The 12,232-nt window shown below is 63.5% G+C and carries 12 protein-coding genes; 7 read left to right on the forward strand and 5 right to left on the reverse strand.

Translation table 11 applies throughout. From position 1 onward, the window contains the following. Positions 1-34: 34 nt before the first annotated feature. A complete protein-coding gene (locus BJQ17_RS23290; RefSeq protein WP_003255621.1) occupies positions 35-2,212 on the reverse strand; it encodes a malate synthase G in 2,178 nt (725 codons plus the stop codon). Positions 2,213-2,661: 449 nt separating this feature from the next. Here BJQ17_RS23290 and BJQ17_RS23295 point away from each other — a divergent pair, with 449 nt between their 5' ends. Then, the gene (locus tag BJQ17_RS23295) at positions 2,662-3,180 is read left to right on the forward strand and encodes a glycine cleavage system protein R (protein ID WP_003255620.1); all 519 of its coding nucleotides are present in this window, start codon (positions 2,662-2,664) and stop codon (positions 3,178-3,180) included. Between the two features lie 328 nt (positions 3,181-3,508). Here the strand turns inward: BJQ17_RS23295 and rarD are convergent, their stop codons facing one another. The 4 genes from rarD to BJQ17_RS23315 all read right to left on the reverse strand — a co-directional run bounded on the left by rarD (position 3,509) and on the right by BJQ17_RS23315 (position 7,139). After that, positions 3,509-4,396 (reverse strand): EamA family transporter RarD, encoded by an 888-nt coding sequence (gene rarD, locus BJQ17_RS23300; protein WP_003255619.1) that lies wholly within the window; start codon positions 4,394-4,396, stop codon positions 3,509-3,511. Between the two features lie 64 nt (positions 4,397-4,460). Then, positions 4,461-5,435, reverse strand: a complete 975-nt coding sequence (locus BJQ17_RS23305) for a serine/threonine protein kinase (RefSeq protein WP_004577117.1) — start codon at positions 5,433-5,435, stop codon at positions 4,461-4,463. Between the two features lie 158 nt (positions 5,436-5,593). Next, positions 5,594-6,358 (reverse strand): TOBE domain-containing protein, encoded by a 765-nt coding sequence (locus BJQ17_RS23310; protein ID WP_070096713.1) that lies wholly within the window; start codon positions 6,356-6,358, stop codon positions 5,594-5,596. A 49-nt stretch (positions 6,359-6,407) separates the two neighbouring features. After that, the gene (locus BJQ17_RS23315) at positions 6,408-7,139 is read right to left on the reverse strand and encodes a ComF family protein (protein ID WP_070096714.1); all 732 of its coding nucleotides are present in this window, start codon (positions 7,137-7,139) and stop codon (positions 6,408-6,410) included. A gap of 89 nt (positions 7,140-7,228) precedes the next feature. Here BJQ17_RS23315 and bioB point away from each other — a divergent pair, with 89 nt between their 5' ends. From bioB to BJQ17_RS23345, 6 genes are all read left to right on the forward strand, one after another. Next, on the forward strand, positions 7,229-8,287 hold the full coding sequence (bioB, locus tag BJQ17_RS23320) for a biotin synthase BioB (protein WP_003255611.1): 1,059 nt from the start codon (positions 7,229-7,231) through the stop codon (positions 8,285-8,287). Between the two features lies 1 nt (position 8,288). Then, positions 8,289-9,461, forward strand: coding sequence for an 8-amino-7-oxononanoate synthase (bioF, locus tag BJQ17_RS23325; RefSeq protein WP_070096715.1), 1,173 nt, complete (start codon positions 8,289-8,291; stop codon positions 9,459-9,461). Then, positions 9,454-10,185 carry an alpha/beta fold hydrolase gene (locus BJQ17_RS23330; RefSeq protein WP_003255608.1) on the forward strand — a complete coding sequence of 244 codons (732 nt, stop codon included), beginning with the start codon at positions 9,454-9,456 and terminating at the stop codon, positions 10,183-10,185. The genes bioF and BJQ17_RS23330 overlap by 8 nt, the downstream gene beginning before the upstream one ends. Beyond that, positions 10,178-10,996: a malonyl-ACP O-methyltransferase BioC gene (gene bioC / locus BJQ17_RS23335; RefSeq protein WP_003255607.1), complete on the forward strand. Its 819-nt coding sequence runs from the start codon at positions 10,178-10,180 to the stop codon at positions 10,994-10,996. Before BJQ17_RS23330 ends, bioC begins: the two co-directional genes overlap by 8 nt. Positions 10,997-11,006: 10 nt before the next feature. Then, a complete protein-coding gene (gene bioD, locus BJQ17_RS23340) occupies positions 11,007-11,687 on the forward strand; it encodes a dethiobiotin synthase (RefSeq protein ID WP_003255605.1) in 681 nt (226 codons plus the stop codon). A 212-nt stretch (positions 11,688-11,899) separates the two neighbouring features. Next, a complete protein-coding gene (locus BJQ17_RS23345) occupies positions 11,900-12,196 on the forward strand; it encodes a hypothetical protein (protein WP_003255603.1) in 297 nt (98 codons plus the stop codon). Positions 12,197-12,232 lie beyond the last annotated feature (36 nt).

Raw genomic sequence — 12,232 nt, forward strand, 5'->3', positions numbered from 1 at the left:
GGGCCGCAAAACGGCCCCCTGGCGCAGATGTTACTTACAACCCGTTACGCGCCTTGAACTCGCGGCGACGGCGGTGCAGTACCGGTTCGGTATAACCGTTCGGTTGCTTGCCACCTTCCACCACCAGTTCCACAGCCGCCTGGAACGCCACGTTGTCGTCGAAGTTCGGCGCCATCGGGCGGTACAGGGCGTCGCCAGCGTTCTGCTGATCGACCACCACGGCCATGCGCTTGAGGCTTTCCAGCACCTGCTCCTGGCTGACCACGCCGTGGCGCAGCCAGTTGGCCAGCAGCTGGGCAGAGATGCGCAGGGTGGCACGGTCTTCCATCAGGCCGACGTTGTTGATGTCCGGCACCTTCGAGCAACCCACGCCCTGGTCGATCCAACGCACCACGTAGCCGAGAATGCCCTGGGCGTTGTTGTCCAGTTCGTTGCGGATCTCTTCGGCCGACCAGTTGGTGTCGGCAGCCAGCGGAATGGCCAGAATGTCGTCCACCGACGCCGGGGTACGTGAAGCCAGTTCACGCTGGCGCGCCTGTACGTCCACCTTGTGGTAGTGCAGGGCGTGCAGGGTGGCGGCAGTTGGCGACGGTACCCAAGCGGTGTTGGCACCGGCCAGCGGGTGGGCGATCTTCTGCTCGAGCATGGCGGCCATCAGGTCAGGCATGGCCCACATGCCTTTGCCAATCTGCGCACGGCCTTGCAGGCCGGTGGCCAGGCCAACGTCGACGTTGTTGTTTTCGTAGGCGCCGATCCACTTCTCGTTCTTCATGGCACCTTTGCGCACCACGGCGCCGGCTTCCATCGAGGTGTGGATTTCATCGCCAGTGCGGTCAAGGAAGCCGGTGTTGATGAACGCCACGCGCTCGGCGGCTGCCTTGATGCAGGATTTGAGGTTGACCGTGGTACGGCGTTCCTCGTCCATGATGCCGACCTTGACGGTGTTGCGCGGCATGCCCAGCAGGTCTTCGACCTGGCTGAAGATCTCGGCGGCGAAGGCCACTTCCTCAGGGCCGTGCATCTTCGGCTTGACGATGTACACGCTGCCGCTGCGGGTATTCTTGCGGCTGGTGTTGCCGTTGAGGTTGTGCAGGGCGATCAGGTTGGTGAACAGCCCGTCCTGGATACCTTCGGGGATTTCGTTGCCTTGGGCATCGAGGATCGCCGGGTTGGTCATCAGGTGGCCAACGTTGCGCACGAACAGCAACGAACGACCGTGCAGGGTCACGCTGCCGCCGTTAGGCGCCGCGTACTCGCGGTCCGGGTTCATGGTGCGGGTGAAGGTTTTGCCACCCTTGCTCACGCTTTCGGCCAGGTCGCCTTTCATCAAGCCCAGCCAGTTGCGGTAGACGATGACTTTGTCGTCAGCGTCTACGGCTGCAACCGAGTCTTCGCAGTCCATGATGGTGGTCAGTGCCGACTCCATCAGGATGTCTTTGACGCCAGCGGCGTCGGTGCTGCCGACGGGGGTGCTGGCATCGACCTGGATTTCGAAGTGCAGGCCGTTGTGCTTGAGCAACACGGCAGTCGGCGCGGCGGCGTCGCCGTGGAAGCCGATCAGTTGCGCATCGTCGCGCAGGCCGCTGTTGCTGCCGCCTTTCAAGGCAACAACCAGCTTGCCGCCTTCGATGCGGTAGCCCGTGGAGTCAACGTGCGAGCCGGCGGCCAGTGGCGCGGCTTCGTCGAGGAAGGCGCGGGCGAAGGCGATGACCTTGTCGCCGCGTACCTTGTTGTAACCCTGGCCTTTTTCGGCGCCGCCTTCATCGCTGATGGCGTCGGTGCCGTAAAGGGCGTCGTACAGCGAACCCCAGCGGGCGTTGGCGGCGTTCAGGGCGAAGCGGGCGTTCATCACCGGCACGACCAGTTGTGGGCCGGCCATGTGGGCGATTTCTTCGTCCACGTTCTGGGTGGTGGCCTGGAAATCGTCGGCTTGTGGCAGCAGGTAGCCGATTTCCTGGAGGAATGCTTTGTAGGCTGCGGCGTCGTGGGCCTGGCCTTTGCGTGCCTGGTGCCAGGCGTCGATCTTGGCTTGCAGCTCGTCGCGCTTGGCGAGCAGGGCTTTGTTCTTTGGAGCGAGGTCATTGATGATCTTCTCTGCACCCGCCCAGAACTGCTCGGCGACGATGCCGGTCCCGGGGATGGCTTCGTTGTTCACGAAGTCGTACAGGACCTTGGCGACCTGAAGGCCACCGACTTGAACGTATCCAGTCATTGCTTGCCTCACTCTGCTCAGCTATTTCGCTCTTCTGTATTAAGCCTGTAGCGCTTCTCTAAACACGGCACCAGTGCATGCCACCGGTTTTGCTCGGGGGCGGCTGGGTGCGGCCTGCCAGACAGGCTGGCGGGCAGTGTGCGTATTTTCACAGGCGCCTTGGCAGACATCCAAACGACGTTTTGTAGTCCGCGCCACGGGATACTACATGAAGCAGTAGGCGGGGCAAAATCAGACTAAAAGCGCCGTTATGCGACCCGTTGGTCGCGTATGGTCACGCTGGGAGAGGGTATGTTCGCAAAAAACAGGTGGATTGTTCCAGATAAATCTTGAAACAGTACACGATTGGCTGTGCAGATTGCCCTGCGGCAGGTTGCCGCGCCTTGCCTATACTGACTCGATCCCCCGATTTTCTGCCGCCCGGCGCGGTCCGACACGAGGAAGGGCTTGTGGATCATCTTGTACTGACTGTAATTGCCCCTGACAAGGCCGGCCAGGTCGAACGTATTGCCCAGTGCATCGCCGACCACAGTGGTAACTGGCTGGAAAGCCGCATGTCGCGTATGGCCGGGCAGTTTGCTGGCATTCTGCGGGTGGCGGTGCCGGCAGAGAATTACGCCGAGCTTGTGGCCTCGCTGCAGGGGCTGGCCAGGTATGACATTCGCGTGCTGATTGCCGAGAGCGGGATCGAGCCGTCGTGCACCTGGAAGCCAATTGCCATGGAGCTGGTGGGTAACGACCGGCCGGGGATCGTGCGGGACATTACCCGCTTGCTGGCCGAGTTGCAGGTAAACGTCGAGCGGTTTTCCACAGACGTGCAGCCGGCGCCGATGAGCAGTGAGCCGTTGTTCCACGCCGACGCATTGCTGGCGTTGCCGTTGACCTTGCCGCTGGAAGAACTGCAGCAGCGGCTGGAGAGCCTGGCGGATGACTTGATGGTGGAGTTGAAGCTGCGGGCAGAGGATTGATCAGCGATTGCCGGGGCCGCTTTGCGGCCCTATCGCGACACAAGGCCGCTCCCACACGGTCCTGCGTACACCGGACAAATGTGGGGCGGCCTTGTGTTGCGAAGCGGCCATCTGCGGTTATCCCGATATCACGGGGAAGGCCCTGTGGATAACCTGGGGGTGTACCTCTCCAGCCCAGGTATCACGTGCCTTGTACTGTTTTGCTCAAAAAATGCTCAATTATCAGCAGCTTGTGCACAAAGCGCGGGGACGAGGGTGTGGATAACCTATGGAGATGTCTCTGCAGGCCAGGCGCTACATGGCCTGCAGAGTTTTGATCGTTTTCTGATCAGCTACGTTTGCGCAAGTTCAGCCATGCATCGACGCTGTAAATCGCCAAACCTGCCCAGATGAACATGAAGGCCGCCAGGGTGCTCGACGACAAATGCTCATCGAACAGCACTACAGCCTGCAACAGCACCAAGGTCGGTGCCAGGTACTGCAGGAAGCCCAGCGTGGTGTACGGCAGGTGCCGTGCGGCGGCGTTGAAGCATACCAGCGGCACCAGCGTCACCGGCCCGGCCGCCATCAGCCACAGCGCCTCGCTGCTGGTATAGAACGCGCCCTGGGCACTCATCGCGGCCGGGTGCAGCAGCAGCCAGCCAAGGGCCAGCGGCACCAGCATCCAGGTTTCCACCACCAGGCCGGGCAGTGCCGCCACCGGCGCCTGCTTACGGATCAGCCCATAGAAGCCGAAGCTCAACGCCAGCACCAGTGACACCCACGGCAGGCTGCCCACTTGCCACACCTGCTGCGCCACACCCACGGCAGCCATGCCCACCGCCAGCCATTGCAGGCGGCGCAGGCGCTCGCCAAGAATCAGCATGCCCAGCAGTACGTTGATCAGCGGGTTGATGTAATAGCCCAGGCTGGCCTCGAGCATACGGCCGTTGTTCACCGACCACACGTAGGTCAGCCAGTTACCGGCGATCAGTGCCCCGCTCAGTGCCAGGATGCCCAGCCGGCGCGGGTTGTTGCGCAGTTCCCGCCACCAGCCGGGGTGTTTCCACACCAGTAGCAGCAGCGAGCCGAACAGTGCTGACCAGAGCACCCGGTGGACAATGATTTCCACCGCCGGGACGCTCTGGATTGCCTTGAAGTAGAGGGGGAAAAGGCCCCAGATGATGTAGGCGCTCAAGCCCAGTATGTATCCGCGACGCGGGTTTGCGGCGTGCATGCAGAATCCTTGCTTAGGTTGCTAAATAAAGCGACGCCTATTGTAGACAGAGGCGGGCGTGCTTCTAGAACAATTTCAGCGGAGCTTCATCCAGCGCAGCCATCTGTTCGCGCAAGGCGAGAATCTGGTCGCCCCAGTAGCGTGGCTGGCCAAACCAAGGGAAGCTGGGCGGGAACGCGGGGTCGTCCCAGCGCCTTGCCAGCCAGGCGCTATAGTGCAGTTGCCGCAGGGCGCGCAGGGGCTCGATCAGGGCCAGTTCGCGCGGGTCGAAGTCGTGGAACTCGTTGTAGCCGTCGATCAGCTCGGCCAGTTGCCCCAGGCGCTCCTCGCGGTTGCCGGCCAGCATCATCCACAGGTCTTGCACCGCTGGGCCCATGCGGCAATCGTCGAGGTCGACCACGTGGTACACCTCGTCACGGTGCATCAGGTTGCCGGGGTGCAGGTCGCCGTGCAGGCGAATGAGCTGGTGTGGTGTGCGAGCGTAGATGTCCTCCACCCGCTTGAGCAGATCGCGGGCCACGGACTCGAACGCCGGCAGCAGTTCACGCGGGACAAAATTACCCTCCAGCAAGGTGTTCAGCGAGGCGTGGCCAAAGTTGTCCACAGCCAGTGCCTCGCGGTGCTTGAACGGTTTGCTGGCGCCCACGGCATGCAGGCGGCCAAGTAACTGGCCCAGGCGATACAACTGGTCGAGGTTGCCAGGCTCGGGGGCGTGGCCGCCGCGACGGGGGAACAGCGTGAAGCGGAAGCCCTTGTGTTCGAACAAGGTGCGGTCATCGTGCTGCAGGGGCGCAACCACCGGGACTTCACAGTCGGCGAGTTCGGCCGTGAAGGCGTGTTCTTCGAGGATGGCTGCATCGCTCCAGCGGCCTGGGCGGTAGAACTTGGCAATCAGCGGCTGCGCGTCTTCGATGCCCACCTGGTACACGCGGTTCTCGTAGCTGTTCAGCGCCAGCACCCGCGCATCGCTGAGAAAGCCCAGGCTTTCCACTGCGTCCAGGACCAGGTCGGGGGTGAGGGTGTCGAAGGGGTGGGACATGGTGGCTCCGGAGGGTAAGCGGCGTGGGGCCATGGTACCGCTTTATACCGGTGTCGGCCCCTTCGCGGGCGTGCCCGCACATTACGGCCCAGATGCATCGGGTGGTGCGGTCCCTGTGGGAGCGGGCAAGCCCGCGAACCGCGCACCGCGCGGCCAGACTATGCGGGAACCCCGATCAACACATAAGACGGGTGAAACTGTACCCGCACCACACTGCCATCCACGACCTGCTGGGCAGCCAACCAGTGCGCATCAGCCATTGCACACAGGGTCTGCCCGTTGCCTAACGCCAGCCTGACCTCGCTGGGGCCGTCCTCCTCGGCCAGCACTTCCTCCACCGTTGCGCTCAAACAGTTGCTGCCTCCCTCGGCTTCTTCCTCTTGCGCCAGCAACCGCACCCACCCGGCCTTCAGCAGCGCCACCACCATCGTTCCCAGGGTCAGCTCCAGGCGCGCAGTGCTGTCGTGGGTGATCAGCGCATCGATCTCCAGCCCGCCGCTCAATGCCAGGCTGACGCGGTCATACCGGCCTTCACGGCGCAGGCCGCTGACCTGGCCCTGCAACTGGTTGCGCGCACTGGTGCGCAGCATCAGGCGCCCGAGCAGGTCGAGGTCGCTGGATTCTTCGGCGGCTTCAAGGATTTGTGCCTGCAGGGCCTGCAGCCTTTGGTACAGGCGCAACACCCGCTCGCCTTCCGGCGACAAGTGCGCACCGCCACCGCCGCGGCCACCGGTGCTGCGCTTGACCAAGGGCTGGCTGGCCAGGTTGTTGAGCTCGTCGATGGCATCCCAGGCCGCCTTGTAGCTGATACCTGCGGCCTTGGCGGCGCGGGTGATCGAGCCTTGTTCGGCAATGTGCTGCAGCAGCGCGATGCGCTGTGGGCGGCGGGCGATGTGCTGGGTGAGAACGGGGGGTAGGGACATGGGTATTCCGTATACAAGGGTGCTTTACAAAGGGGCAGGTCGCGCCTGGTCATACATACCCCGGTTTGGGCGTACGTGCCAGGCAATACACATCCACCCGCCGCGCACCTGCCTTGCGCAGTGCCTGGGCGATAGCCTGCGCAGTGGCACCGGTGGTCAACACATCATCGACGATGGCGACATGCTTGCCTTCCAGTTTGCCCATGACCGCGAACGCCTGGCGCAAATTGCGCTGCCGTGCCTTGGCGCCCAGATGTTGCTGTGCCGGTGTCTCGCGTGTGCGGACCAGCAAACGCTCGTTGCAGGTTACCCCGACGTGCGACGACAACCACCGCCCAAGCATCCCCGCCTGATTGAACCCCCGCTCGCGTAGTCGACGCCTGGCCAAAGGCACAGGCAACAGCAGGTCAGGGCGAGGCAACCCTTCGGCATAGCGATACAGCAGCCCCTGCCCCAGCAGCTCAGCCATCAGGCGCCCCAAAGGCCATTGGCGATTGTGCTTGAAACGGCTGATCAACGTGTCCACCGGAAAACCGAAATGCCACAGGGCAATGACCTGATCGAAGGCCGGCAAGCAGCGGCCACACGGGGCGCAGGTCAAGCCGGCCATGGGCAAGGGCAGGGCGCAATGCCGGCACTGATCACCCAGCCAGGGCAGCGCCTGTTCGCAGGTGACGCACAACGGGTAAGGCTGCTCGGCAGGCTCATCGCATAACAAGCACTTCTGATTAATAAGTGAGCACTTGTAAACCAGTTGCTTCCAGTGCAGTTGACAGTTCATAGGCCTTCCATGACTATGCGAGCTATCCGTGATGCGCTGGCGGGCTTTCCTGTCCCGGCGCCAGCTACAGCCTAAACAAGGAAACGCCGATGAGCGCCAGCACAACTGCAACAACACGTCACGATTGGGCCCTGGCCGAGGTCAAGGCGCTGTTCCAGCAACCGTTCAATGATTTGCTGTTCCAGGCGCAGACCGTGCACCGCGCGCATTTCGACCCCAACCGCGTGCAGGTTTCGACCTTGCTGTCGATCAAGACCGGCGCCTGCCCGGAAGATTGCAAATATTGTCCGCAGTCCGGCCACTACAACACCGGGCTGGAGAAACAGAAGCTGATGGAAGTGCAGAAGGTGCTGGAAGAAGCTGCCCGCGCCAAAGCCATCGGTTCTACCCGTTTCTGCATGGGGGCGGCGTGGAAGCACCCGTCGGCCAAAGACATGCCCTACGTGCTGGAGATGGTCAAAGGCGTCAAGGCCATGGGCCTGGAAACCTGCATGACCCTCGGCAAACTCGATCAGGAGCAAACCAAGGCCCTGGCCCACGCGGGTCTGGACTACTACAACCACAACCTCGACACCTCACCGGAGTTCTACGGCAGCATCATCACCACACGTACCTACAGCGAGCGCCTGCAGACCCTGGCCTACGTGCGCGATGCCGGGATGAAAATCTGCTCTGGTGGCATTCTGGGCATGGGTGAATCGCTGGATGACCGCGCCGGCCTGCTGATCCAGCTGGCCAACCTGCCGGAACACCCGGAGTCGGTGCCGATCAACATGCTGGTCAAGGTGGCCGGCACGCCGCTGGCTGAGGAAGAGGACGTCGACCCGTTCGACTTTATCCGTATGCTGGCCGTGGCCCGTATCCTCATGCCCAAGTCTCACGTGCGCCTGTCCGCCGGCCGCGAGCAGATGAACGAGCAGATGCAGGCCCTGGCCTTCATGGCGGGCGCCAACTCGATCTTCTACGGCGAAAAGCTGCTGACCACTGCCAACCCCCAGGCCGACAAGGACATGCAGCTGTTCGCACGCCTGGGCATCAAGCCCGAAGCGCGTGAAGAGCACGCCGACGAAGTGCACCAGGCAGCCATCGAGCAAGCGCTGGTCGAGCAGCGCAGCAGCGAGATGTTCTACGACGCCGCGACAGCCTGATATGGCTTTCGACCTGGCAGCGCGCCTGGCCGAACGGCGCGCCGCAGACCTGTATCGGCACCGGCCATTGCTGGAAAGCCCGCAAGGGCCGGAAGTCGTGGTCGACGGCCAGCGGTTGCTGGCCTTCTGCAGCAATGACTACCTGGGCCTGGCCAACCACCCCGAGGTGATCGCCGCCTGGCAGGCCGGCGCCGAGCGCTGGGGTGTGGGGGGTGGTGCCTCGCACCTGGTGGTTGGCCACAGCACTCCGCACCATCAGGTTGAAGAGGCACTGGCTGAACTTACCGGCCGCCCGCGCGCACTGTTGTTCTCCACCGGTTATATGGCCAATCTGGGCGCCATCACCGCGCTGGTGGGGCAGGGCGACACGGTGCTGCAAGACCGCCTCAACCATGCTTCGCTGCTGGATGGCGGGCTGCTCAGTGGCGCCCGCTTCAACCGCTACCTGCACAACGACCCGGCCAGCCTGGCCAGCCGCCTGGACAAGGCGGTCGGCAATACCCTGGTGGTGACCGATGGCGTGTTCAGCATGGACGGTGACCTGGCCGACCTGCCGGCGCTGGCCAATGTCGCCCGTGCCCGCGGTGCCTGGCTGATGGTCGACGACGCCCATGGCCTGGGCACCCTGGGCGCCCAAGGCGGCGGTATCGTCGAGCACTTTGGCCTGGGCGTGGATGATGTACCCGTGCTGATCGGCACGTTGGGCAAGGCTTGCGGCACCGCGGGTGCCTTTGTTGCTGGCAGCGAAGCGCTGATCGAGGCGCTGGTACAGTTCGCCCGCCCCTATATCTACACCACCAGCCAGCCACCGGCGCTGGCCTGCGCCACACTCAAGAGCCTGGAGCTGCTGCGCCGCGAAACCTGGCGTCGTGAGCACCTGGCAGCCTTGATTCGCCAGTTCCGAGAAGGCGCGCAGCAGCTGGGGCTGCAGTTGATGGACAGCCCGACGCCGATCCAGCCCATCGTCATCGGCGACAGTGCGCAGGCGTTGCGCCTGTCACGCCTGCTGCGTGAGCGCGGCTTGCTGGTGACGGCCATCCGCCCACCCACCGTGCCGGCTGGCAGCGCACGCCTGCGGGTAACCCTGAGCGCCGCACACAGCGAGGCGCAGGTGCAGCTATTGTTGAATGCATTGGCCGAGTGTTATCCACAGTTGGAGAACGCCGATGCGTAATCGACTTGTTCTATTGCCCGGCTGGGGCTTGGGAACTGCTGCGCTGGAGCCGCTGGCCGCCAGCCTGCGTGCTCAGGACGCCCGCCTGCAGGTAGAGCTGATGCCCCTGCCAGAACTGGCCCACAGCGATGTGCAGGCCTGGATCGACCATCTGGACCGCAAGCTGCCCAGCAATGTCTGGCTGGGTGGCTGGTCACTGGGTGGCATGTTGGCCAGCGCGCTGGCGCACAAGCGTGGCGACCACTGCTGCGGGCTGCTGACCTTGGCCAGCAACCCCAGCTTCCTGGCCCGGCCAGATTGGCCCCATGGCATGGCCGAAGACACCTTCGGCACCTTCCTCGACGGCTGCCGCAACCATACCCAGGTCACCCTCAAGCGCTTCCGTACCTTGTGCAGCGACGGCGCCCTGCAGCCGCGCACCTTGTTGCGTCAGCTGGGTGTCGGCGTGCCGGATACCGACCCGTTGTACCTGGCCACTGGCCTTGAAGTGCTGGCCAAGCTGGACACCCGTGAAGCCTTGCAGGCCTATGGTGGCCCGCAACTGCACCTGTTCGCCGGCAGCGATGCGCTAGTGCCGGCAGAGGCGGCAAAGGCGTTGAGCGAGCTGTTGCCCGATGTAGAAGTGGGCCTGGTCGAAGACAGTTCCCACGCGTTCCTGCTGGAGTACCCGCAGGAGCTGGCGGCGGGCATCAAGAGTTTTCTGCATGAGAGTGGCGATGACTGACCTTTCCCGTCCGACCCTGCCCGGCGCATTGCCCGACAAGCGCCAGGTGGCGGCCTCGTTCTCCCGCGCCGCGGCCAGTTACGACAGCGTGGCGGCCCTTCAGCGCGCTGTAGGCCTGAGCCTGCTGGAGCTGTTGCCGGCAGGCCTGCAGCCGTCACACTGGCTGGACCTGGGCAGTGGCACCGGCCATTTCAGCCGCATGCTGGCCGAGCGTTTCGTCCAGGCCAGCGGCGTGGCGGTGGATATTGCCGAAGGCATGTTGCTTCATGCCCGTCATGTAAAGGGTGGGGCGCAGTATCACGTGGTTGGCGACGCCGAGCGTCTGCCGCTGCGCGATGGCAGCGTCGACCTGGTGTTTTCCAGCCTGGCGGTGCAGTGGTGCGATCAGTTCACCAGTGTGCTGGACGAGGCGCAGCGGGTGCTGCGCCCAGGTGGAGTACTGGCCTTCAGCAGCCTGTGCGTGGGCACCCTTGATGAACTGCGCGCCAGTTGGCAGGCGGTGGATGGCCTGGTGCATGTAAACCGCTTCCGCCGTTTCGAAGACTATCAGCGCCTGTGCGCAGCCAGCGGTTTTGAACAGCTTGAGCTGGAGCGGTGCCCGCATGTGCTGCACTACCCGGATGTGCGCAGCCTGACCCACGAACTGAAGGCGTTGGGGGCGCACAATCTGAACCCTGGGCGACCTTCCGGCCTCACCGGCCGGGCGCGAATGCAGGGCCTGTTGCAGGCCTATGAGGCATTTCGCCAACCCGCGGGGCTGCCAGCCACCTATCAAGTGGTCTATGGTGTGTTGCGCAAGCCACTGGCGTAAGGGGAGCACGATGAGCCAGGCCTTTTTCATTGCGGGTACCGATACCGATGTCGGCAAGACCACCATCGCCGCTGGCCTGTTGCATGCGGCGCGTTTGCAGGGCATGAGCACACTGGGTGCCAAGCCGGTTGCCTCGGGCTGCACCATGACGCCGAAAGGCCTGCGCAATAGCGATGCCCTGGCACTGATCGACGAGAGCACGGTCAAGCTGCCCTATGAGCAGGTCAATCCGTTTGCCTTCGAGCCTGCTATTGCCCCGCATGTGGCGGCGCGCGAGGCAGGGGTGACGCTGGCTGTGCCAGAACTGCTCGCGGCGATGCGCAATGTGCTGCAACAAAATGCCGACTTCACCCTGATAGAGGGGGCCGGTGGCTGGCGCGTACCGCTGTCGGGCCTCGAGAACCTGTCCGACCTTGCCGTTGCCCTGCGGTTGCCGGTGATTCTGGTGGTAGGCGTGCGGTTGGGTTGCATCAGCCATGCCTTGCTCAGCGCCGAAGCGATCGAGCGTGATGGGCTGCAGTTGGCGGGTTGGGTGGCAAACATCATCGAGCCGCGCACTTCACGCCTGGAAGAGAACCTGGCCAGCCTTGCAGAGCGCTTGCCGGCGCCTTGCCTGGGGCGGGTGCCCAAGCTCAAGCAGGCCAGTGCCGACATGGTGGCTGAGCATCTGCAGTTGGATCTGCTGGATTAGTGTGATGCAGGCCCGGCCTCTTTGCGGGTAAACCCGCTCCTATGAGGGGACGCATACCGTTGTGGGCGCGGGTTTACCCGCGAGGCGGCCGGTGCAGGAATACCCAAGGCCTATCAACTGGCATTGAGCCATTAGGGATTTAAACGGGCCTTTTCGCCCCTAGCCTGTTTTAATTGGGGCTGTTCGTCATCCAGCGTCAATGGAGTCCTGACATGGAAATCACCGGTAGCTCCGCCTACTACGCGGGCCTGAGCGCAATCCAGACCGGCCAGAACCGCGTCGATCAGGCCGCCAGCCAGATCGCCAACACCACTGCCGAACGTACCGCCACTAGCCAGTCCAGCGATTTTCAGGCCGAACGCCTGCGCGCGGTCGACCGCAGCCAGCAGATGGACCTGGCCACCAGTGTCGTGCAACAGGCGGTGGGCAAGACCGAAGTCGAGCTTGGCGCGAAGGTCGCCAAGGCATCCGACGAAATGCTTGGCCGGATCATCGACACCTACGCCTGAACACTTGCGTCATCCCCTATTTCAGCGCCTGCCCTT

It is taken from the genome of Pseudomonas sp. NBRC 111139, from assembly GCF_001753955.1.
GTDB lineage: Bacteria > Pseudomonadota > Gammaproteobacteria > Pseudomonadales > Pseudomonadaceae > Aquipseudomonas > Aquipseudomonas alloputida.